Here is a 22,260-nt window from a genome sequence, read left to right on the forward strand (position 1 = left end):
CGTCTTTTCTGGGTGTCTGGCGGAGCAGGTGGGATTCGAACCCACGGTACGGCATAACCGTACACCGGATTTCGAGTCCGGCGCATTCGACCACTCTGCCACCGCTCCTGATTCGGTTCGCGTGGTGCGAAGGCGGCAATTCTAACCGATCACGGCCGCAGGATTTCCACGCCGCCCATATAGGGCCGCAATGCCTCGGGCACCACCACCGAGCCGTCCTCTTGCTGGTAGTTCTCCAGCACCGCCACCAGCGTCCGGCCCACGGCCAGGCCGGAACCGTTGAGCGTGTGGACCAGTTCGTTCTTGCCCTGGGCGGTCTTGAAGCGCGCCTGCAGGCGGCGGGCCTGGAAGGCCTCGCAGTTGGACACCGAACTGATCTCGCGATAGGTGTCCTGCGCCGGCAGCCACACTTCCAGGTCGTAGGTCTTGGCCGCGCCAAAACCCATATCGCCGGTGCACAGCAGCACCACGCGGTAAGGCAGGCCCAGCTTCTGCAGGATGGCCTCGGCATGGCCGGTCATCTCCTCCAACGCCTGGTAGCTCTTGTCGGGGTGGGTGATCTGCACCATCTCGACCTTGTCGAACTGGTGCTGGCGGATCATGCCGCGGGTGTCGCGGCCCGCGCTGCCCGCTTCGGAACGGAAGCAGGGCGAGTGGGCGGTGAGCTTGATCGGCAGCTGCTCGGGCGCCACGATCTCGTCGCGCACGAAGTTGGTGAGCGTCACTTCGCTGGTAGGAATGAGGTACAGCGTCGCGTGATGGTCGCCCGCCGCTTCGCCTTCCTGGCCGCCCTTCTTGGCGGCAAAGAGGTCGGCCTCGAACTTGGGCAGCTGGCCCGTGCCGCGCATGGTTTCAGCATTGACGATATAGGGCGTGTAGCACTCGGTGTAGCCGTGCTCCTGCGTCTGCACGTCCAGCATGAATTGGGCGAGCGCGCGGTGCAGCCGGGCGATCGGGCCCTTCATCACCGTGAAGCGCGAACCGCTGAGCTTGACGCCGGTCTCGAAGTCCAGGCCCAGCTTCTCGCCGATGTCCACATGGTCACGGACCTTGAAGCCGAAGGCGCGCGGCGTGCCCCACTTGCGCACCTCGCTGTTGGCCTGCTCGTCGTCGCCCACGGGCACGCTCTCGTGCGGCAGGTTGGGTACGGCCAGCAGCAAGGCCTGCATCTCGGGCTGAATCTGCTCCAGGCGGGCGGCCGAACTGTCCAGCTCGGCCTTGAGCGCGGCCACCTGGGCCATCACGGCGTCGACCGGTTCGCCCTTGGACTTGAGTTGCCCGATCTGCTTGGACAGCTGGTTGCGCTGTGCCTGCAGCTCTTCCGTGCGGGTCTGGATGGATTTGCGCTCGGCTTCCAATGCCGTGAACGCCGCCACGTCCAGGAAGGCCTGCGGCTTCTTGCGCGTTTCCAGGCGGGCGACCACCGAGGGCAGGTCTTTTCGTAACAGAGTGATATCGAGCATCCGGCGATTTTAGTGGGCGCAGTGGTATCGGCCTCGCCGACAGGAGGCATGGATCCCGGATCAAGTCCGGGATGACAAACTAAGCCAATGTCGCCGGATCGAGGTTGGCGCCGCAGATGACCAGGCAGACTTTCTCGTCGGCCCGTGGCTGGTAGGCGCCGGTCTGCAGTGCCGCCAGACCCAGCGCCGCCGCCGGCTCGACCGCCAGCTTCATCTGCTTCCACAGCCGCAGCTGTGCTTCGCGGATGGCAGCGTCGGGCAGCAGTAGCGAATCCTTGACGTGGCGCTGCGTCACGTCCCAGGCGATGGCGCCGATGCGCTTGGCGCCCAGCGAGTCCGCGGCGATGCCGCTTACCGCCACATCCACCGGCTCGCCGGCCTGGCGGGCCTTGTACAGGGTGGGCGCGAGCTCCGGCTCCAGCGCGACCACGCGCACATCGTCGCGGAACCAGGCGGCGATGCCGGCGATCAGCCCGCCGCCGCCCACGCTGACCAGCACGCTGTCCGGCCGGCCGCCCTGCTCCTCGATCTCCTGCGCCAGCGTGCCCGCGCCGGCCACCACCTCGGGCTGGTCGTAGGCATGGGTCATCAGCGCGCCGGTCGCCTTCTGGCGTGCCAGGCAGGCCTCCAGGGCCTCCGCATAGACGGCGCCCGTCACCACCACCTGCGCGCCGAGCTCGCGCAGCTTGGCCTGCTTCATGGGGCTGGAGACCGTCGGCACGAAGACTTCGCACGGGACCCTGAGGGCCTGGGCCGCCGCAGCGGTGGCGATGCCTGCGTTGCCGCCCGATGCGACGATGACGCCGCTGGCGGGAATGGTGTTGGCGAGCAGGCGGTTGAGCATGCCGCGCGCCTTGAAGCTTCCGCCCACTTGCAAATGCTCGAGCTTGAGCCAGACCTCGGCGCATCGCAGGCCGAGCGCTGCGCCGGGCAGCTTCCACAAGGGCGTGCGGTGCAGGAAGTTGGCGTGGTTCTGCGCGAAGCGCCGGCCGGCGGCGGCCACGTCGTCGCGGGTCACCTGCCCGCTCACAGCTTCAGGCCCTTGGGCAGCGGGAACTTGACCGTTTCCTCGATGCCGTCCATCTTGCGCACCGAGACGGCGCCCAGCGCCTTGATACGGTCTATGACTTCGTTGACCAGGATTTCCGGGGCTGAGGCGCCCGCCGTGAGCCCGACTCGCATCTTGCCTTCCAGCCACTCGGGCCGCAGTTCGGCGGCGTTGTCCACCATGAAGCTCTCCACGCCGAGCTTGCGCGCGAGCTCGGCCAGGCGGTTGCTGTTGGAGCTGGTGGGGCTGCCCACCACGATGACCACGTCCACCTGGCCCGACATGATCTTCACCGCGTCCTGCCGGTTCTGGGTGGCGTAGCAGATGTCCTGCTGCTTGGGCTCGCGGATGTCGGGAAAGCGCTGGCGCACGGCCTCCTTGATCTGCGCCGCATCGTCCACCGACAAGGTGGTCTGGGTGACGATGGCGAGCTTCTTGGTTTGCGTCGGCTGGATCTGCGCGACGTCAGGCACTTCCTCGACCAGGTGGATGCCGTGATCGAGCTGGCCCATGGTGCCTTCGACTTCCGGATGGCCCTTGTGGCCGATCATGATGAACTCGTAGCCTTCCTTGGCGAGCTTGGCCACTTCGACGTGGACCTTGGTCACCAGCGGGCAGGTGGCATCGAAAATTTCGAAGCCGCGCATCCGGGCCTCTTCCTGCACCGCCTTGCTCACGCCATGGGCCGAGAAAACCAGCGTGGAGCCGGGCGGCACTTCGGCCAGGTCCTCGATGAAGATCGCGCCCTTGGCCTTGAGGTCGTTCACCACGAAGGTGTTGTGCACGATCTCGTGGCGCACGTAGATGGGCGCGCCGAACTTCTGCAGCGCGCGCTCCACGATCTCGATCGCCCGGTCGACACCGGCACAAAAGCCGCGCGGCTCGGCAAGCAGGATTTCAACGCCTTCGTTCATAGCACGCCGATCAATTGCACTTCGAATGTGACGGGCTGGCCCGCCAGTGGGTGGTTGAAGTCGAACAGCACGGCGTCGACCTTGCCGTCGCCGTCGCCGTCCTTGCCCACCTGCCGCACCGAGCCGGCGTAGCTGGACATGCCGTCGGGCGTCGGGAACTGCACCACGTCACCGACCTGGTATTTCTCGTCGGGGTCGCCCATTTCGTTAAGCAGGCGGCGCGCCACCCACTGCACCATCTCGGGATTGCGGTCGCCGAAGGCCTCGCCGGCGGGAATATCGAAGGTGGCATGCGTGCCCTCCTCCAGCCCCAGCAGGCGCTTTTCCACGGCCGGCGACAGCTCGCCCGTGCCCAGCGTGAGCGTGGCCGGCTTGTCCTTGAAGGTATTGATGATGTCGCCCCCGGGCCCCGCCAGCCGATAGTGCAGCGTGAGGAAGGAGCCCGGATGGACCCGGTGCGCGGTGGAAGCCATGGAAGTCCCGATAAACTGCCCTATTGTAGAAACCCTGCCCGGCCCGCCGGCTTTAGGGCCTATTGACACTATTTTTGCAAGATGCGTTGCGGATCAAAAAGGTCATGCGCAAGGCGCGAAACGCGGCCGGACTCAATGTCCGGCAAGGCTTCGCAACGCGGCGCATGGCCTTTTTGGCCGCAACCCGGAGGGAACGTGGTTAAAACAGCGCCACTCGTTGTTGCACTCCTAGCCAAGGCGGCCAGCCTTGGCGTCGTCGCGCGCCTAGATTGGCGCTGTTTTAACCGCGTTCGCACTTGCAAAAATAGTGTCAATAGGCCCTAGCCCATGAAAGACCTTCCCGCCGACGCCCGGCCGCGCGAGAAACTGCTGGCCCGCGGGGCGGCGGCATTGAGCGATACCGAACTGCTGGCCTTGCTGCTGCGAACCGGCACGGCCGGCCGCGGCGTGCTGCAGATGGCCCACGAATTGCTGGCGGCGCCGGTCGATGGCGGCTTTGGCGGCATTTCGGGGCTGCTCCATGCCGGCGCCGAGGATTTAAAGCGCATCAAGGGCATGGGCGGCAGTTCCAAACGCGCCCAGCTGGTGGCCGTGATGGAACTTGCACGGCGCGCCATCGGCCAGCAGCTCAAGGAGCGCGAGGTGTTCAGCTCCCCCGGCGCCGTCAAGCAATACCTGCAGCTGCACCTGGCCGCGAAACCCCACGAAGTGTTCGCCGTGCTGTTCCTGGACGCCCAGAACCGGCTCATCGCGATGGAGGAGCTGTTTCGCGGCACCCTCACCCAAACCAGCGTCTATCCACGCGAGGTTGTCCAGCGGGCCCTGCAACGCGAGGCGGCTTCGGTGGTGCTGGCGCACAACCATCCGAGCGGAACGGTGCAGCCTTCGCGCGCCGACGAGGCCCTCACGCAGACCCTGAAGGCCGCCCTCGCCCTGGTGGACGTGCGGGTGCTGGATCACGTGATCGTGGCGCAGGGCAATGCGCTGTCCATGGCCGAAAAGGGCCTGATCTGAGGGGCGCCGTGAAATCGAAGTCCCTCAAGGATCTGCAGCACATCCAGCAGAAACTGGCCGAACAGCAGAAGCTGGCGGCGGCGCAGGAGGCCGCTCGCCAGGAGGCCGAACGCCGTGCCCACGCCGAGAGAGACCTCTTCGTGCGGGCGGCCGGCGCGGTGAAACCGATTCGCGATCCCCGGCGCGTGGACCTGGCGCCCGACCAGCCGCCACCGATCGCCGTGCAGCAGCAGCTGGACGAGCAGCGCGTGCTGCAGGAAGCCATCAGCGACGAGTTCGACGCGGCCACCTTGCTGGACATCGACGATGCACTGAGCTTTCGCCGCCCCGGCATAGGCACCGACGTCACACGCAAGCTGCGCAAAGGCGGCTGGAGCATCCAGGGCGAGATCGACCTGCACGGCCTGCGCCGCGAAGAAGCGCGCGAAGCGCTGGCGGGCTTCGTGCGCGATGCGCATCGCCGCGGCTGGCGCTGCGTGCGTGTGGTGCACGGCAAGGGCCTGGGCTCGCCGGGCAAGATGCCCGTGCTCAAGGGCAAGGTGCAAAGCTGGTTGATCCAGAAGAACGAAGTGCTGGCCTTCGTTCAGGCCCGCGGCGACGAGGGCGGCGCCGGGGCCCTGGTGGTGCTGCTCAAGCCTTCGCCGGGGATGAACTAAACGCCAGCCAATTCTCCAGGGAGGTTTTGCCGGTCCTGGCAGCTCCATCGGGTATCAAGGACTTGTCGTCCAGGCGCGTGCCGAAATAAAGTGCATCGGCATCGGTCACGACCTCACGCGGGTCCTTATTGGCCTTTAGCACGCGCCGAATCAGATCATCGAGTGGGACGGCCTCGGGCCCGGCCACGTCGCAGGTGCCGTTCAGGGGCTCCTGGCCCACGACTTCGGCGAGGGCCGCGGCAACGTCGGCCGCTGCAATGGGCTGGATCAAGGCGGAAGACAGGCGCACCGTCTCGCCCACAGTGCTCCCATGCGCAATGGACATCAGGAACTCGAAGAACTGCGTGGCCCGCACGATGGTGTACGGCACCTTCGCGTTCTTGATGAGCGACTCCTGCGCGATCTTGGCGCGGAAGTAGCCGCTGGCAGGAACACGCTCGGCACCCACGACCGATAACGCGACATAGTGCTGCACGCCAGCCTTGGCTGCGGCCGTCAGCAGGTTCTGGGTGGACGCCTGGAAGAAGCGCATCACGGCCTCGTCTTCGAACGACGGCGAGTTCGAGACGTCCACGACCACCCGCGCTCCCGCCAGTGCCTGGTCCAGCCCTTCTCCCGTGACGGAGTTGACTCCGGACGAGGGCGAGGCCGACGTTACGGTGTGACCGGCCTGCTGGAGCAAGGTCGACAGTTTCTTTCCGATGAGGCCGCTGCCTCCGATGATGACTACTTTCATGCGATCTCCTTTTCGGCCACGGGCGATTGCATGCCGATGGCCATGCGGTTCCAGGCATTGATCTGTGCGATCACCCAGGAAAGTTCGACGATCTCCTGGTCGCTGAACTGGCTCTTCAGTGCGTCGAAATCGGCATCGCGATTGACGTGGTTGCCGACCAACTCGGTCATGGTCTCGGCCCAGTTGAGGGCCGCGCGCTCGCGCTGGCTGTACAGACGAGTCTCGCGCCAGGTGGACAGGCTATTGATGCGCTGCCAGGTCTCGCCATGCCTGCGCAGATCGCGCACATGCATGTCAACGCAGAATGCGCAGCCGTTGAGCTGGGAGACGCGGGTCTGTATGAGCTCCGTGAGGGTCGGGCCCAGCGACGACTTGGCGATGGCGGCGCCGACGCCGGCCAGCGCCTGGTAGGCCTTGGGGGAGATTTCAGTCCAGGGGAGCCGGGGTTCGTTCATGATTTCTTCCTTGAAAGTGGTTGGGATACACCATCAAGACGGCTGAGGGGGCTGGTTTGTGACAGCCACCTCCCGGCCCAGGGCCGCGGCAATGCGCGCAAGCTTGTCGGGATTGCGCTGGGCATGGATGCGCACGATGCGCTCGCCATCGGTTTCGAGCGTCTGCGCCGACTCCAGCCCACCGTTCACGAAGCGCAACAGGCCCCACTGGCCATTGAGCACGACGACTTCGTAACGCACTGCATTGGGGTACCGCAGGCCGGTCGCAAGGTAGAGCTGGGCTATGCGCTGGCCACCCACCAGCGGAACACCGAAGCTGGGCACCTTGCCGCCGCCATCACCTATGAGCTGCGCGTCATCAGCGAGCATCGCCTTGAGCGCGGCGAACTCACCCCGTGTGGCGGCGTCGGCGAACCCGCGCAACAGCCGCAGCTGGGTTTCGCGCGGGACGATGTAGCGGGGCCGCTCGTCTTGCAGCTGGGCCTTCGCACGGTGAACCAGCTGCCTGCAGGCGCTCTCGGTCTTGCCCAGGGCCTCGGCCACTTCGTCATAGTCCGCATCGAACACTTCCCGCAGCAGGAAGGCTGCGCGCGCCTCGGGGGTGAGCCGCTCCAGCAGCGCCAGAAAGGCAACCGACACATTGTCGACTCGCTCCAGCGCCTGCTCCGGCGTGACCGGCGAGTCGGAAAGCATGGGTTCCGGCAGCCATGTGCCGATGTAATGTTCACGCTGAACCTTGGCGCTGCGCAGCCGGTCGATCGCCAGGCGTGTGGTGATGGTGACCAGCCAAGCCTCGGTGCTGTCCAGCTGTTCTTGCTCAGCTTCGTGCCAGCGCAGCCAAGCGTCCTGCACCACTTCTTCCGCCTCGGCTGTGGAGCCCAGCATTCGATAGGCAATGCCCTGCAAGCGGGGCCGAAGGCGGGTGAAGGTGCTGGTGGGGTCGTTCATACCTGCCAAGACGTTTCACAGGCCGTCTTTGTGACGGATTTTCTACCCGTGCGCGTTGCGCATCCAGTCAGCAGTCTGGAAAAAGCTGCCTTTCAGCCGAGTCCGCAATTCGTCCGGAACCCCGGTTTCGCCCATCGCCTGATCCATGCAGGCCAGCCACTGGTCTCGCTCCTTGATGCCAATGGTGAACGGCATATGGCGCATGCGCAGCCTGGGATGGCCAAAACGGTCGGTGTAGTGCTGCGGCCCCCCGAGCCAGCCGCAGAGGAACCAGAACAGGTGCTGGCGCGCCTTGGCCAGCTCGCTGCCGTGGGCGGCGCGCAAGTCCGCATACTGCGGCTCCAGGTCCATGAGGTCATAGAAGCGCTCGACCAGCGCCTTCACTTTGTGTTCGCCGCCAATCCACTCGAAAGGGGTGCCGGCCGGGGGCTTTTCCTGAATCTGCATGGCCCGATTGTCGGGGTTGGCCTATTCAGGGGCGCGGCGCAGGGTTTCCACGACGGGACGATTAAGCACTTCGCGCAAGCCCCACCAGCCCGCCGCCAAGGCCAGCGCCGCGCCGGCCAGGGACCCAAACAGCGGCACCCAAGGCGAGGCGGTCCAGTCGAAATCGAAGGCATAGCGGGCCATGCCCCAGCCCACCACGCTGGCGACCACACTGGCCAGGAAGCCGGCCAGCAGGCCGATGCCGATCAGCTCGGCGCGCTGGACCTGGCGCAGCAGCACGCCGCTGGCACCCACGGCGCGCATGATCGCGAACTCGCGGGCCCGCTCCTCCCGTGTGGCTGTGACGGCCGCGAACAACACCACCACGCCGGCGGCCAGCGTGAATCCGAACAGGAATTCCACCGCGCGGATCACCTTGTCCAGCACGCCCTGCACCTGGTTGATGGTGGTGGTCATGTCGACGTTGGTGATGTTGGGGAAGGCCCGCACCAGCTGGTTGTCAAAGCCGCGGCGCTCGGGCGCGCGGAAGGCGCTCATGTAGGTGACGGCCACGTCATCGAGCTGGCTCACCGGGTAGATCACGAAGAAGTTAGCCCGCATCGAGCCCCAGTCGACCTTGCGCAGCGAGGTGATCCTGGCGTCGGTCTGCTGGCCGCCGATGTCGAAACGCAGTTCGTCGCCCAGTTTCAAGCCCAGCGTAGCGGCAATGCCCTCTTCCACGCTCACGGCGCCGCGCTCCTCGGGCTCCCAGCGGCCCGCCACCACCTGGTTGTGCGGTGGCTGCACGGGGGTGCTGGACAGGTTGAATTCGCGGTCCACCAGCCGCTTGGCGCGGTCCTCGATGAAGTCGTCGGGCGTCACGGTCTTGCCGTTCACGGCGATCAGGCGGCCGCGGATCATCGGGTACCAGTCGAAGCGTTTCACGCCCGCGTCGCGCAGCGTCTTCTGGAACGCAGCGCCTTGCTCGGGCATCACGTTGATGACGAAGCGGTTGGGCGCATCCGGCGGCGTGGCCTTGCGCCAGCTCGCCACCAGGTCGGTTCGCAGCAACACCAGCAGCACCAGCGCGAGCAGGCCGACTGCCAGGGCGCTGACCTGCACCACGGCGTAGGCCGGTCGCGCCGAGATCTGGCGCGTGGCCAGCACCAGCCATCGGGGCGCGGTGGCCTCGTTCACCGACATGCGCAGCAGCTTCACCGCCACCCAGCTCAATCCGGCGAACAGCAGCACGGCCACGGCAAAGCCGCCCACGGCGATGCCGCCCAGTTTCAGGTCGCTGCTGGCCGCCAGCAGCAAGGCGGCGAAGCCGATCACGCCGACGGTCAGCACTGCGGCCGAGGCCGGCTTGAGGCCGCCGACGTCACGGCGGATCACGCGCAACGGCGGAACCTGCGCGAGTTGCAGCACCGGCGGCAGGCCGAAGGCGAACAGCAAGGTCAGGCCCATGCCGATGCCGAACGCTGCCGGCCAGAGTGTGGCGAGCGGCAGCGCCGTGTCCACCAGGCCCGCCAGCAGCACGATGAAGACGAAGTGCACGGCGTAGCCGATCAACACGCCCAGCAGGCTGGCGGCCAAGCCGATCATCGCGAACTCGAAGGCGTAACTCCAGGCGATGGTGCGCTGGCTTTGCCCCAGCACGCGCAGCATGGCGCAGTCGTCCAGGTGCGCCGCCGCGAAGCCGCGCGCGGCCAGGGCTACCGCCACGGCACTCAGCAGAGCGGCCAGCAAGGCAACGAGATTGAGGAATTTCTCGGCGCGGTCCAGGGTCTGACGCATCTCGGGCCGCCCGCCTTCCAGCGACTCGACCCGCACGCCGCGCACGGCGGGCTTCTTCACTTCCTCCACCGCCCATTTGACGAAGGCACTGACCTGCCGGTCCGGCCCCGCCACGGCGAAGCGATAGCTCACCCGGCTGGCCGGCTGGATCAGGCGGCTGGCCGGGAGGTCGGCGTTATTGACCATGACGCGCGGCGCGAAGCTCATGAAGCCTGCGCCCCGATCCGGCTCGACCACGATGACCCGCGCCACCCGCAACTGCGAGTCTCCCAGCAGCAAGGGATCGCCCATCTTCAAGCCCAGCGACTCGAGCAGCGCGGCATCGACCCAGGCTTCGCCCCGGGCGGGGATGTCGCGCGTACGTTCGCCCGGTGCTTCGGGCTGTGCGGCGACCTGGAGGTTGCCGCGCACCGGATAGCCCGGCGGCACGGCCTTGAGCGCGACCAGCCGGCTCGCGCCGCCTTGCGCCTCGGGCGCCCGTGCCATGGTGGGAAAGCCCAGCGTGGTCACGGCCTGCAGGCCCAGCGATCTGGCCTTGTCGATGAAAGCCTGGGGCGTGGGGTTGTCGCTGGAGACGACGGCGTCGCCGCCAAGCAGCTGGCGTGCGTCGCGCGCGAGGCCGCCCTTGAGCCGGTCGGCGAAAAATCCCACGGCCGTGAGCGCTGCCACCGCCAGCGTCACGGCCACGATCAGCAGGCGCAGCTCGCCGGCACGCAAGTCGCGCCAGAGGGTGCGCCATCCCAGCTGCCAGGGAGAATTCAGGGTCATGCCCGCCACCTTAGCGCAAAAGTCTCAGCCGGGAATTAGCCGGGCGGTCGGGGCATCGCAAGGCGCAGCTCCAGGTCGCGCAGCACCGGACGGATCCCCGCGCCGACGCGAATCTGCGGATTGGAGAAACCGTCCTCCTTGCGGGCCTCGATCTCGCGCTGGCGAATCACCGGCACGGCCGCGGCAAACGCCCGTTCGAAGGAATGCGTCTTGCGCAGCTGCTCGTGGAACAAGGCCCGGCCAAAGAAGGTGAGTTCGGACAGGCGCCCGCAACCGTACGAGGTGTGGTGGGCATCGGCGGCGGTCATGATCAGCGTCGTGTCGCTGGCCAGCGGGCCCACCCAGCCGCCGGAGTAGCAGGCCGACACGGCGATAACGCGGTTGCGGATGCCGGCCTGGTCGAGGACGCGCCGGAGTTCGCTCGGGCTCAGCGGTTCCACTTGCAGCGCCCCGTTGGCGGCGGCCAGCATGAAGTCCTTCGCGCCATGGGAGGTGAGGTACACCACCAGCACGTCGTTCTCGCGGTCCATCCGCTCGGCCAGGGCGTCGACGGCTCGCTCCAGGTTGGCGGGCGTTGCCCAAAGATGCGTCCGCGCTGTCAGCGGGTGATTGGCCAAGTGCACCACGCGGCCCCTGGCGTCGAAGCGATCGGCAAGCAGCTTGGCCACCATATTGCTCTCGCGCAGGAACACGTCGCCATCGTCGAAAGGCGAGAACACCAGGCCGTACACATCCACCACGCCCGGGCGTTGGAAGACCAGGGACGCAAGCGTTCTCTGCCACAGCGCCTGCTGGTCCTCGTAGATGCGCTCGCTCATTTGCAGGCGTGGACGCTGCTCTTGCTGCGCCGGGGCCAGCTCGACCAATCCGAAGAACGCGGCCAGGCCCAGCGCCAGCACGCCCATGCGCAAGCGGCACAGGCGTTTGGCAAAGGATTGCGCTTCGTCCATGAGTGGCAATCATGCCACCGGCGGCGCGATTCAGGCGATGGCGCGCAGCTGCTTGGGGCCGGCCAATTCGGGCTGCAGTTGCAGCCGTTGGGCAGCGGTGTAGCAGAGGAAATGCTTGTTGGTGGCTCGACCGATCGCGCACAGATCCAGGCGCTGCGCGATCTCGTGGCCCATCTGTGTGATGCCGCTGCGCGAGACCACGATCGGCACGCCCATTTGGGCCGACTTGATGACCATCTCGCTGGTGAGGCGGCCGGTCGTGTAAAAAATCTTGTCGCCGCTGTCCATCGCCGGCTGCTGGAGCCACATCCAGCCGGCAATGGTGTCGATGGCGTTGTGCCGCCCCACGTCTTCCACGAACAGCAGCATCTCCTCGCCCTTGAACAGCGCGCAGCCGTGCACGGATCCCGCCGACTTGTATGTGCTCTCCTGCAGGCGGATCGCATTGAGGATGCCGTAGAGCTGGGCCTGGGTGATGGACGCTTCTGGCAGGTGGATCGACTCGATCTCGTCCATGAGCCCGCCGAACACGCTGCCCTGGCCGCAGCCGGTGGTGACGACGCGCCGCGCCGTGCGTTCCTTGATCCCCTTGATGCCGGAGCGGGTCTTCACGGCGGCGGCGCCGACTTCCCAATCCACGGTGATGGACTCGACCTCATCGAGCGACCTGACCAGGCGCTGGTTGCGCAGGTACCCCAGGACCAGCCATTCAGGCCGTGCACCCAGGGTCATCAGCGTCACCAGCTCGCGCCTGTCCACGTACACCGTGAGCGGGCGCTCGGCCGGGATCGAGGTGGTGCCGCGCTCGCCAAATTCATTGACGGTTTCAATCTCGCGCGTCAGTGGCGCGCGCGCTTCAGTGAGGAAAGGCAAGGACTCTACTTCTTGGCGGGAGCCATCTCCGCCGAGTTCGGCTTGACGCTGGGCGGGCTGGCGGCCGTTCCGCTGGGCGAGTGCGCGCCGGCGGTTTCCAGCGGCTTCTGCTCGGGCGGATTGTAGGCGAATGGCCCCGGTTCGGCGCACGGCGGCAACGGCGCGGCGGCCGTGACGACCGGTGTGCCGGAAGCGGCTGCAGCGGCGGGTTGGGCCGCAGCAGGCGCGGCCGCCGTAGCCACCGGCTTGGCGTCCTTGGATGCGACGGTTTTGCCGCCGTTCTTTGTGTAGAGCGCAGCCACCTTGTCCTGGGCCTTGCACAGCAGGAAGGCATCGACCTTGGCCTGCCAGGCCGCCTTGGCGGCGGTCTCGGCGGCTTTGGCCTTGGCCGCGTCATCGGGCGGAGGCAGCTTGGCGAACGCCAGACCGCAGGCCGCGATCAGCGCAGTGGGCACCAGAAATCTGTTCATCTGTTTTTCTCCTGCGGTCAAGCGGGGCGCACCGTTTCCACGTCCTCGGGTTTCACCAGCGGCTCGCTGCGATGCGCGGGGATCCTGCCGGCCTGGATGTCGTCGTACCAGTATTCGTGGTGTTCCCGGGCCCAGTGCTCGTCCACGTAGCCGGTGCGCATCGCCGTATAGGCCCCGCGCATGCCGATGGTACCCAGGTAGATGTGCAGGGCGAACAAGCACATCATCAGCACCGTGGACACGGCGTGGACCATGTGGGCGACCTGCATGGTGCCACGGTCGTAGACCAGGTTGGGGATCAGCTTGTCCATCACCAGACCGGACGCCACGACGATCACCCCGAGGAAGAGCACGCCAAGCCAGAACAGGACCTTCTCGCCGGCATTGAAGCGGTGCGACGGCGGCTCGTGCCCCGACTTGCTGAACACGCCGCCCGCCTTGAGCAGCCACCGGAGGTCGCCGCGCTGCGGGAACTCGTCGCGCACGAAGGTGAAGAACACGATCACCAGCGACACGGCGAACACCGGCCCGGCGAAGTTGTGCAGCGTCTTCAGGGCGTAGCTGAGCCAGCCGAACAGGGTGAGGCCCAGGACCGGCAGCAGAAAGAACTTGCCGAAGGCCATCACGATGCCCGACACCGCCAGGATGACGAAAGCGATTGCGTTGGCCCAATGGGCCGAGCGCTCGAACGGCGTGAAGCGCTCGATGCGCCGGCCGCCGCCCTGCGCATCGGCGTGGCCAATCCGCCCGCGGGCGAGGTAGAAGATGGCGAGCGCGCCCAGCGAGATCAGGAACAGCGCGCCGCCGTACGGAATGATCCAGTTGTTGCGCACCTGGCGCCAGGCCTCACCGGCGGTGGTGAGGCGCGAACCCGGATACTGCACCGGCGCCTGGATCAGGATGCCCGCCTCGGGGGCCTGGCTCTTGGGCAGGCTGGAGAAGCCTTCCATGCCCCCCGCCACGCCGCGCCACATCGGCGCGTTGTTGCCGGGCTGCACCTTGTTGCGCTCGGCATTGTTCTGCTGCATGTACTTGGGATCGGAGCTCGCGTCGGGCTTGACCTCGGGCTTGACGTCCAGGATGTTCTGGCCCTGGATGCCGCCGGGCGCGGCCGGCACGGGGTCGTCCTGCGGCTTGGTCTGCGCGGACACCGAGACACTGAACGCCAGTGAAAGAGCCAGCAGCAAGGAGCGACTCCTGCCGAGCCGCCTCAAAGGAGGCTGCGCCCCCTCGGGGGGCAGCGAACGAATGTGAGCGTGGGGGCCCATATTTTCAGTTGACCTTGGTGTATTCGTTCTGGGTTTGCTGGGCGCGGTTTTTCACCTGCTGCTCCCAACTCGCCTTGTCGCCCTGCTTCCAGCCCTGCACGGCATAAGGCATGCCCGTGCCCTGGAAGGCCTGCGAGTCCACCTTCACGCCGCTTTGCAGCGTTTGCGTCTTGTCGCCGCATGCGGACAGTGCCGCTGCCGCGGCGAGCGTTGCCATGAATGTCAGACCGCGCTTCATGATTTGCCTCCAGCGGGCTGCCCGGCCTGCTTCGAACCGTAGGCCGTGCCCCAGCCCCAGGCCTCGGCACCCTTGCCGCGTCTGAGCACGCGGTTGCGGAAAATGTCGGCGATGACGTCGCCGTCGCCGGCCAGCAGCGCCTTGGTCGAGCACATCTCGGCGCAGGCCGGAAGCTTGCCTTCGGCCAGCCGGTTGCGTCCGTACTTCTCGAACTCGGCCTGCGAACCATTGGCCTCGGGACCGCCGGCGCAGAAGGTGCACTTATCCATCTTGCCGCGCACACCGAAGGTGCCGGCAGAGGGGAATTGCGGCGCGCCGAAGGGGCAGGCATAGCTGCAGTAGCCGCAGCCGATGCACACGTCCTTGTCGTGCAGCACCACGCCCTCGTCGGTGCGGTAGAAGCAGTTGACCGGACACACGGCCATGCAGGGCGCGTCGGAGCAGTGCATGCAGGCCACCGAGATCGAGCGTTCGCCCGGCACCCCGTCATTGAGCGTGACCACCCGGCGGCGGTTGACGCCCCAGGGCACCTCGTTCTCGTTCTTGCAGGCCGTGACGCAGCCGTTGCACTCGATGCAACGCTCGGAGTCGCAGACGAATTTCATTCTTGCCATGCTGGTCTCCTGTCTTTATGCCGCGCGTTCGATGTTGCAGACCGTGGTCTTGGTCTCCTGCATCATCGTCACACTGTCGTAGCCATAAGTCGTGGCGGTGTTCACCGCTTCGCCGCGCACCACCGGCGCCGCGCCGTTGGGGTAGTAGGGCAACAGGTCCGCGCCCTGCCAGCGCCCCGAGAAGTGGAACGGCATCCACACCGTGTCCGGCCCGACCCGCTCGGTCACCATGGCCTGCACGTTCAGGCGCGCCCCGGTCGGGCTTGCCAGCCAGACCCGGTCGCCGTTGCGGATGCCGCGTTCGGCGGCCGCCTTCGGGTTGATCTCGACATAGGCTTCCTGCTGCAGTTCGGCCAGCCAGGGGTTGGCACGCGTTTCCTCGCCGCCGCCCTCGTATTCGACCAGCCGGCCGGACGTGAGGATGAGCGGGAATTTCTCGTGCACCTTGTTCTGCAGGTTCTGCTGCTGCACCGTCTTGTACAGCGTGGGCAGGCGCCAGAAGGCCTTCTTGTCGTCGTGCGACGGGTACTTGGCGACCAGGTCGGGCCGCGTGCTGTACAGCGCCTCGCGATGCTGCGGGATCGCATCGGGGAAGTTCCAGACCACGGCCCGGGCCTTGGCGTTGCCGAAGACATGGCAGCCGTGGTTCTTCATGGTCACGCGGATGATGCCGCCGGAAGGGTCGGTCTTCCAGTTCTTGCCCTCGGCCGCGGCCTTCTCCACGTCGGTGAGCTCGTTCCACCAGCCCAGCTTCTTGAGCAGCACATGGTCGAACTCGGGGTAGCCGGTCTGGATGTCGGCGCCCTTGGAGGCGGAGCCGTCCTCGGCCAGCAGGTTCTTGCCCTCGCGCTCCACGCCGAAGTTGGCGCGGAAGTTACCGCCGCCGTCCATCACGTGCTTGGAGGTGTCGTACAGGTTGGGCGAGCCCGGGTGCTTGAGTTCGGGGGTGCCGAAGCTGGGCCATGGCAAGCCGAAGTAATCGCCCGTGAGGTCGTAGCCGGTCAGTGCGTCCTTGCCACCCTTGGACTTGAGCGTCTTGACGTCGAAGTTGGCCATGTTGCGCATGTGCGCCTGCAGCCGCTCGGGGCTCTGGCCGGTGTAGCCGATGGTCCAGCAAGACTTGTTGATCTCGCGCAGGATGTCATCGGGAATAGGCTCTTCCAGGCCCTTCACCTTCTGCATCTTGTAGTTCTTGACCAGCTCCTTGCCGAAGCCGAGTTTCTCGGCCAGCTGGTACATGATCATGTGGTCGCTGCGGCTTTCCCACAGCGGCTCGATGACCTTTTCGCGCCACTGCAGGGACCGGTTGGAAGCCGTGACCGATCCGCTGGTCTCGAACTGGGTGGCCGCCGGCAGCAGGTAGACCGCGCGGTTAGGGTTGAGGTCGCCTTCCTTGCCCGGCATGGCCGCCATCGCCGCCGTCGCCGACGGGTACGGGTCGATCACCACCAGCAGGTCCAGCTTGTCCATGGCCCGCTTCATTTCCAGGCCGCGGGTTTGCGAATTGGGTGCATGGCCCCAGAACACGACGCCGCGCAGGTTGGGCGTCTGGTCGATCACCTCGTTCTGTTCCATCACGCCGTCGATCCAGCGCGACACGGTGATGCCGGGCTTGCTCATCATCCCGGCGTTTTCGAAGCGGCCCTTGATCCAGTCGAAATCGACGCCCCAGGCCTTGGCGAAATGGCGCCAGGATCCTTCGACGATGCCGTAGTAACCGGGCAGCGAATCGGGGTTGGGACCGACGTCGGTGGCGCCCTGCACGTTGTCGTGGCCGCGGAAGATGTTGGCACCGCCGCCGGACACGCCGATGTTGCCCAGGGCCAGCTGCACGATGCAGGAGGCGCGCACCATGGCGTTGCCGATGGTGTGCTGGGTCTGGCCCATGCACCACACCAGCGTGGAGGGCCGGTTCTTGGCCATCATCTCGGCGGCCTTGAAGACGGTGGCTTCAGGCACGCCGCAGGCCTCTTCGACCTTGTCGGGTGTCCACTTGGCCATCACATCGGCCTTGACCTGGTCCATGCCATAGACGCGGTCGTTGATGTACTTCTGGTCTTCCCAGCCGTTCTTGAAGATGTGATACAGCATGCCGAACAGGAACGGGATGTCCGAGCCCGAGCGGATGCGGATGTATTCGTCGGCCTTGGCCGCCGTGCGGGTGAAGCGCGGATCGACCACGATCATCTTGGTGCCGGTCTCCTTGGCGTGCAGCATGTGCAGCATGCTGACCGGGTGCGCCTCGGCGGCGTTGGAGCCGATGTACAACGCGCACTTGCTGTTCTGCATGTCGTTGTACGAATTGGTCATGGCGCCGTAGCCCCATGTGTTGGCCACGCCGGCCACGGTGGTGGAGTGGCAGATGCGGGCCTGGTGGTCGCAGTTGTTGCTGCCCCAGAAGCTCACGAACTTGCGCATCAGGTACGCCTGCTCGTTGTTGTGCTTGGAGGACCCCACCCAGTACATGGCGTCGGGGCCGCTGGCCTTGCGCAGCTCCAGCATCTTGGCGCTGATCTCGTTGAGCGCCGTGTCCCAGCTGATGCGCTCGTACTTGCCGTTGACCAGCTTCATCGGATAGCGCAGGCGGAACTCGCCGTGACCATGCTCACGGATCGCGGCGCCCTTGGCGCAATGCGCGCCCAGGTTCAGGGGCGAATCGAACACCGGCTCCTGCCGGACCCACACCCCGTTTTCGACGACCGCATCGATCGCGCAGCCCACCGAGCAGTGGCTGCACACCGTGCGCTTGACCTCGATCTTGCCCTGGCCGACGGCCGGGGCGCTGCCTTGCGCCGCCTTCGCCTTCTTCACCAGGGTCAATGACGACGCTGCGATACCCACACCCACTCCCAGGCCCGAGCGGCGAAGGAACGCGCGCCGGTCCATAGTGGGCAGCGCGTGCGACAGGCCGCGCTGCAGGCTGTGCGTGAACGGCGAGCGGGCGCCAGCCTGCGCGGCACCCGATTTCTTGGTGAGCAACATAGGGTGACTCTCCGAAATGTGAGAGTTAGATGAGGGTGGACTTGTAGTACTGCTTGACGTGTTCCGTCAGCTGATAGCCGCCACCCTTGGCGGGCGGCTCCTTGGCCTGCGGTGCTTCGTCGGTTTCGCGCAGGACACCGGGCAGCAGGGTGGCCGCTGCGGCCAACGCACCGGCAGTGCCGGCACCTGCAAACAGGGTTCTTCGCGATAGCTTGCTCTTCGGCTGGCTCATGGAATGTCTCCTGTTCGCTCCCCGTTGGGAGCTCAACGACTTATGCCATTCGAATGTAGCGCCGTGCAGAGCCTTGTGCAAGCATGCCAACACAGGGCAAGTACTTGAGCCGAAAGGATGCGATTGATGCTGCGGCGCAGCATGCCAGCTCATCCGTAGCGCTCAGGGCAGCATGTCGAAGCCCTGCGCCTCGATGTTCATGAAGGCGCGGGTGAAGGCCGCGAGGCCGGCATAAAAACGGGACTTCGGGTGAGCCCCCACTGCGTCGCAAAGGCTGCTGGCCCAAGGCTGGATGTGCGTGGCGAAGAACTCGCTCTGGCGCGAAAGATTGGCAACCTCGACCTCGTCGCCGGCGATCAGGTAGCGCATCACTTCGCACAAATAGGCGATGTGGTCCTCGGTTTCCGGCATGGCCTCGTCGCGGGCCAGGCCCAGCGCGGCCAGGTCGGTGCGCAGGCGGGCAAGCGGCTTCTCGTTCAGGAAGCCACTGAGGTAGTGCGAGCCAAACAGGTAGACCTCGGGCTTGCCGACGCCCCCGAACAGCGCCTCGTACTCACGCGCCACGGCCTCGTCGGACATCTCGCGGGCCGCGCCAACCAGGTCGCGCCAGGGCTCCTCGAGAAATGCCCCAGCCGCCGGGGCTTCGGTCACCGCCACCCGCAGCGCGGAGAGGATCTCGGGCGACGGCGGCGCGTAGTACAGCTGCGCGAGCAGGCCATAGACCTCGGCCCGCGCGGTTTCCTCGTCCAGCGCCGACGAGACAGGAATCGGTTCACTCATAGGTCGGTGATCTTTGCTTCATCGGTAGCCGAGTAGATGTCGATCACCCGGCAGTCGGCGCACATCTTGAGGCGCTCGAGCGCCGCGCCCTGGAACATGGAATGGCCGGCCAGCTTGCCCAGCATCGACTCGATGGCCTTGAGCGTGCCGAACGGCTTGCCACAGCGAATACAGGCGTACGGCGGCGTTTCGTTGAGCACGCGCGCTTCCTTGCGCTCGGGCGTGAGCAGCAGGCGGGGCTGCAGCGTGATGGCGTCCTCCGGGCAGGTGGTGGCGCACAGGCCGCACTGAACGCAGTTCTTCTCGATGAAGCGAAGCTGCGGCAGTTGCGGGTTGTCCTGCAAGGCACTGGCCGGGCAGGCGCTGACACAGCTCAGGCACAGCGTGCACTTGTCCTTATTGACCTGGATCGAGCCGAACGGCGAGGCGGCAGGCAGGTCGATGGCTTGGGGCCGCGCCGGGGCCTGTTCGATCAGATGGTCCAGCGCCAGCTCCAGCGTGCCGCGCTTTTCAGCCGCGACAGCGAAGCGGGCGGCGACCTTGGGCGCCTGCTGGCGCGTCTGGGCCAGCGCCTGCAACCCCAGGTCGAGCTGCTGCGCCGAATCGGCCCGCAGCAGCTGGAAATGCACGCCGGTATAGCCCAGGCCGTTGAGGATGGCTTGCGCCACCTCCATCTGGGCCTTCAAGCTGTCGATGTATTGCGGCGCCTCTTCGCTCGTCACCACGACACAGACCTGGGAGGCGCCGAACGCCACGGCCGACAGCCACAGGTCGGCGCCGACGCTGGCCGTGTGCCACAGCGCCAGCGGGATCACATGGGCCGGCACGCCCTGGGCTTTTTTCAGCTGGGCCGCGCGGCCCAGTTCCTCCACCAGCTGCTGCCCGCGTTCCTGGCTATGCAGCAACAGCACCGGCGTCTTGCCGCCCGCGTTGGCATAGGTGGTCAACACGGTCTTGAATTTCAGGCCCTGCTCGCTGGCGCGGGGATAGGCGTAGGTCAGGGCACCGGTGGGGCACACCGTCGTGCAGGCGCCGCAGCCGACGCAGAGGTTGGGATTGACCTTGATCTGTTGCCGGGATTTTTCGCTGCTGATGGCCTCCGCCGAACAGACCTCGATGCAGGCGTTGCAGCCCACGGTTTCGTTGCGGCTGTGGGCGCAGAGCTTCTGTTTGTAGACGAAGAATTTCGGCTTTTCGAACTCGCCCACCATCTCGCGCAGCTTGAGCAATGTGCCCAGGTCCTGGCCGTCCCAGCGGAAGTAGCCCTGTGGCGGAGCGTGCTGCGCAAAGGCCGGCTCGGCCCGCAGGTCCAGCACCAGGTCGAACTGCTCGGTGAAAGCCTCGCTCTCGCGGCTGAAGTCGATGGCGCCGGCCGCTTCGCAGACCTTCACGCAGGCCCGGTGCGAAGTGCACTTGTCCAGGTCGATCTGGTAGTCCAGGCCGATGGCGCCTTCCGGGCACACCGCCACACAGGCATTGCAGCGCGTGCACAGGTCCAGGTCGATCGGATTGCCGGCGGTCCATTTGAGCTCGAAAGCGCCCAGCCAGCCCTTGAGGCTGTCGATGCGCCCGCCGAGGACCGGGTAGCGCCGCTCCTGCGCGCCGCTGCCGCCTTGGGTGAACAAGGTCACGTCCATCACGTCGCCGACAAAGCCAGCCGCGCGCTCGGCCTGCTCCAGCGAACCGATGATCAGCAGGCGGCCGGAACTCTTGTAGGTGACGGTGGGCACCGGCTCGGGGTCGGGCAGATGCGCGGCCGCCAGCAGGGCGGCCAGCTTGGGCATGGCCTGCGAGGCATCCCGGCTCCAGCCACCGGTTTCGCGGATGTTGACGAACTTGACCGGTGAAACAGCACCCTCGGTACGTTCGCCTATCTCACCGAACAGACGCTTTTCCTGGGTGCAGGCCACCACGACTTCAGCGCCACCTTTGATCGCTTGCTGGAAGTCGCCGGCCTCGCGCCGGCACAGGGTCGAATGAAGCTGAAGGTCTTCACCCAATGCCGCGCCCAGGGTCTTCTCCTGGAGGGGCATCGTCTTGTTGCAATCGCAAATCAGTGTCGGCATGTGGAGGCGCCTCGGGTACTGCTGGGGGGACCGTTTCGGACTGTGCCACGGTTTCTTCAGTGGTGTTATCCGCAACATCCCTTGCCCGACGGGCCGCTTCCGCTGCTTCGGCTTCCTCCTTTTCCTCCTGGTCGAACAGGCCGAGGAACTTGGCGCTGGCCAGCTTGCGCAGCATGGCATAGGGGATCGGGTCGGGCTTGGAATAGTCGTCGATGTAGACGTCCATGCCGTCCATCACGTTGTAGCGCGGATCGGCAAAGAGCTTCTTCATGGCGGCATTCTTCACATCGGGCGCGACGTCGGGTGCCGCGAAGCGCGTGAAATCCGACTCCGAGGTGAGGGCTTTCACGTCCTCCAGCGTGAGGGGCGGCGGCGCCTCGACCGCTTCCGGCAGAGGGTCCTGAACGGCGACGACAGGCGGCGTGGGCGGCGCGAGTTCCGACAGCGGTTCCGGCAGAGGTTCAGCCTCCACCGGCTTGCCTTCCTTGACGTCGAGTTTTCGTTTGGACCAGCGGCCCAGGAAGCCTTCACTCATTGCCGCCTCCGCCAAATTTCTTTTCCGTGGACACGGACGCCGGGTTGCCGAAGCGGTCCTGCAGGGGCTTGAAGCTTTCCGGGCGCTTGCGCCGCTTGGGCTCGATCACGTAGTGCTCGTCGGCGAAGGCCCGCATCCATTCGACGACGTCGGCGGGTGCGGGCACCTGCTCGACCGTCTCCTGCGCATCCAGCCAGCGGCCCGCATCGTGATAACTCAGCGACACCATCGTCGGGCGCGGCATCGGCTCGTCGCTCACCGTGGCTTCATCTTCCATGCGCCACAGCACGAACCAGCACGGGGCCGGCGTCGTCACGTTCAGGTAGTAGCCCTCGGCATCGTCGCGGAACAACTCGACCTTGAAGCCCGGGTGCAGCCAGCGTTCCTCGTCGTCGCTCTTGAACAGGAGGCGCGGTTCGCTGCCGAAGGCCGGCTCCTGGGGAACCACGTCGGCCAGCACCCAGCGCCAGGGCTGCCAACGGTTGTCGATGCGCTCGCGGCGCATGATCACGGCAACCTCGATGCTGGGACGCGGAGTCATCCGGCCACTGTAG

The 22,260-nt window shown here is 66.3% G+C and carries 23 protein-coding genes and 1 tRNA gene; 2 read left to right on the forward strand and 22 right to left on the reverse strand.

Going from position 1 to position 22,260, the window contains the following annotated elements; translation table 11 throughout:
- Positions 1–17: 17 nt before the first annotated feature.
- The 5 genes from HNE04_RS15570 to HNE04_RS15590 all read right to left on the reverse strand — a co-directional run bounded on the left by HNE04_RS15570 (position 18) and on the right by HNE04_RS15590 (position 3,898).
- Positions 18–108, reverse strand: a tRNA-Ser gene (locus HNE04_RS15570).
- A gap of 41 nt (positions 109–149) precedes the next feature.
- A complete protein-coding gene (serS, locus tag HNE04_RS15575; protein ID WP_172220806.1) occupies positions 150–1,463 on the reverse strand; it encodes a serine--tRNA ligase in 1,314 nt (437 codons plus the stop codon).
- A gap of 79 nt (positions 1,464–1,542) precedes the next feature.
- The gene (locus HNE04_RS15580) at positions 1,543–2,481 is read right to left on the reverse strand and encodes a threonine/serine dehydratase (RefSeq protein WP_328700346.1); all 939 of its coding nucleotides are present in this window, start codon (positions 2,479–2,481) and stop codon (positions 1,543–1,545) included.
- Between the two features lie 8 nt (positions 2,482–2,489).
- The gene (gene ispH, locus HNE04_RS15585) at positions 2,490–3,425 is read right to left on the reverse strand and encodes a 4-hydroxy-3-methylbut-2-enyl diphosphate reductase (protein ID WP_172220812.1); all 936 of its coding nucleotides are present in this window, start codon (positions 3,423–3,425) and stop codon (positions 2,490–2,492) included.
- Entirely contained in the window at positions 3,422–3,898 is a 477-nt protein-coding gene (locus tag HNE04_RS15590; protein WP_172220815.1) for an FKBP-type peptidyl-prolyl cis-trans isomerase, read from the reverse strand. The genes ispH and HNE04_RS15590 overlap by 4 nt, the downstream gene beginning before the upstream one ends.
- A 327-nt stretch (positions 3,899–4,225) precedes the next feature.
- Between HNE04_RS15590 and radC the strand changes: the two genes are divergently transcribed.
- Together radC and HNE04_RS15600 are read left to right on the forward strand one after the other, a co-directional pair.
- On the forward strand, positions 4,226–4,912 hold the full coding sequence (gene radC / locus HNE04_RS15595) for a RadC family protein (RefSeq protein WP_172220817.1): 687 nt from the start codon (positions 4,226–4,228) through the stop codon (positions 4,910–4,912).
- Positions 4,913–4,920: 8 nt separating this feature from the next.
- On the forward strand, positions 4,921–5,568 hold the full coding sequence (locus tag HNE04_RS15600; protein ID WP_172220820.1) for a Smr/MutS family protein: 648 nt from the start codon (positions 4,921–4,923) through the stop codon (positions 5,566–5,568).
- On the opposite strand, the gene HNE04_RS15605 is transcribed toward HNE04_RS15600, so the two are convergent.
- The 17 genes from HNE04_RS15605 to HNE04_RS15685 all read right to left on the reverse strand — a co-directional run bounded on the left by HNE04_RS15605 (position 5,543) and on the right by HNE04_RS15685 (position 22,247).
- A complete protein-coding gene (locus HNE04_RS15605; protein ID WP_172220823.1) occupies positions 5,543–6,304 on the reverse strand; it encodes an SDR family oxidoreductase in 762 nt (253 codons plus the stop codon). The two genes, HNE04_RS15600 and HNE04_RS15605, sit on opposite strands and share 26 nt — an antisense overlap.
- Entirely contained in the window at positions 6,301–6,759 is a 459-nt protein-coding gene (locus HNE04_RS15610; protein ID WP_172220826.1) for a carboxymuconolactone decarboxylase family protein, read from the reverse strand. Before HNE04_RS15610 ends, HNE04_RS15605 begins: the two co-directional genes overlap by 4 nt.
- A gap of 33 nt (positions 6,760–6,792) precedes the next feature.
- Positions 6,793–7,707 carry an RNA polymerase sigma-70 factor gene (locus HNE04_RS15615; protein ID WP_172220829.1) on the reverse strand — a complete coding sequence of 305 codons (915 nt, stop codon included), beginning with the start codon at positions 7,705–7,707 and terminating at the stop codon, positions 6,793–6,795.
- A gap of 42 nt (positions 7,708–7,749) precedes the next feature.
- On the reverse strand, positions 7,750–8,154 hold the full coding sequence (locus tag HNE04_RS15620; protein ID WP_172220832.1) for a group II truncated hemoglobin: 405 nt from the start codon (positions 8,152–8,154) through the stop codon (positions 7,750–7,752).
- 21 nt (positions 8,155–8,175) lie between these two features.
- Positions 8,176–10,698: an ABC transporter permease gene (locus HNE04_RS15625; RefSeq protein WP_172220835.1), complete on the reverse strand. Its 2,523-nt coding sequence runs from the start codon at positions 10,696–10,698 to the stop codon at positions 8,176–8,178.
- A gap of 35 nt (positions 10,699–10,733) precedes the next feature.
- Positions 10,734–11,648: a C13 family peptidase gene (locus HNE04_RS15630; protein WP_172220838.1), complete on the reverse strand. Its 915-nt coding sequence runs from the start codon at positions 11,646–11,648 to the stop codon at positions 10,734–10,736.
- Between the two features lie 30 nt (positions 11,649–11,678).
- Complete coding sequence (locus HNE04_RS15635; protein WP_172220841.1) at positions 11,679–12,521, reverse strand: formate dehydrogenase accessory sulfurtransferase FdhD; 843 nt, start codon at positions 12,519–12,521, stop codon at positions 11,679–11,681.
- A 5-nt stretch (positions 12,522–12,526) separates the two neighbouring features.
- On the reverse strand, positions 12,527–12,991 hold the full coding sequence (locus HNE04_RS15640) for a hypothetical protein (protein ID WP_172220844.1): 465 nt from the start codon (positions 12,989–12,991) through the stop codon (positions 12,527–12,529).
- A 17-nt stretch (positions 12,992–13,008) separates the two neighbouring features.
- Positions 13,009–14,178 (reverse strand): formate dehydrogenase subunit gamma, encoded by a 1,170-nt coding sequence (locus HNE04_RS15645; protein WP_235965048.1) that lies wholly within the window; start codon positions 14,176–14,178, stop codon positions 13,009–13,011.
- An 85-nt stretch (positions 14,179–14,263) separates the two neighbouring features.
- Positions 14,264–14,497 carry a hypothetical protein gene (locus tag HNE04_RS15650; protein WP_172220847.1) on the reverse strand — a complete coding sequence of 78 codons (234 nt, stop codon included), beginning with the start codon at positions 14,495–14,497 and terminating at the stop codon, positions 14,264–14,266.
- Complete coding sequence (gene fdh3B, locus HNE04_RS15655; protein WP_172220850.1) at positions 14,494–15,111, reverse strand: formate dehydrogenase FDH3 subunit beta; 618 nt, start codon at positions 15,109–15,111, stop codon at positions 14,494–14,496. Before fdh3B ends, HNE04_RS15650 begins: the two co-directional genes overlap by 4 nt.
- 15 nt (positions 15,112–15,126) lie before the next feature.
- Complete coding sequence (locus HNE04_RS15660; RefSeq protein ID WP_172220853.1) at positions 15,127–18,093, reverse strand: formate dehydrogenase subunit alpha; 2,967 nt, start codon at positions 18,091–18,093, stop codon at positions 15,127–15,129.
- Between the two features lie 25 nt (positions 18,094–18,118).
- The gene (locus HNE04_RS15665) at positions 18,119–18,325 is read right to left on the reverse strand and encodes a formate dehydrogenase (RefSeq protein WP_172220855.1); all 207 of its coding nucleotides are present in this window, start codon (positions 18,323–18,325) and stop codon (positions 18,119–18,121) included.
- Positions 18,326–18,487: 162 nt separating this feature from the next.
- Positions 18,488–19,105, reverse strand: a complete 618-nt coding sequence (locus tag HNE04_RS15670) for a TorD/DmsD family molecular chaperone (RefSeq protein ID WP_172220858.1) — start codon at positions 19,103–19,105, stop codon at positions 18,488–18,490.
- On the reverse strand, positions 19,102–21,171 hold the full coding sequence (locus HNE04_RS15675; protein ID WP_172220861.1) for a 4Fe-4S binding protein: 2,070 nt from the start codon (positions 21,169–21,171) through the stop codon (positions 19,102–19,104). The genes HNE04_RS15670 and HNE04_RS15675 overlap by 4 nt, the downstream gene beginning before the upstream one ends.
- Entirely contained in the window at positions 21,098–21,706 is a 609-nt protein-coding gene (locus tag HNE04_RS15680; protein WP_172220864.1) for a DUF3306 domain-containing protein, read from the reverse strand. The genes HNE04_RS15675 and HNE04_RS15680 overlap by 74 nt, the downstream gene beginning before the upstream one ends.
- The gene (locus tag HNE04_RS15685; protein WP_172220866.1) at positions 21,699–22,247 is read right to left on the reverse strand and encodes a DUF3305 domain-containing protein; all 549 of its coding nucleotides are present in this window, start codon (positions 22,245–22,247) and stop codon (positions 21,699–21,701) included. Before HNE04_RS15685 ends, HNE04_RS15680 begins: the two co-directional genes overlap by 8 nt.
- Positions 22,248–22,260 lie beyond the last annotated feature (13 nt).

The sequence above is a fragment of the Caenimonas soli genome, from assembly GCF_013155545.1.
GTDB lineage: Bacteria > Pseudomonadota > Gammaproteobacteria > Burkholderiales > Burkholderiaceae_C > Ramlibacter > Ramlibacter soli.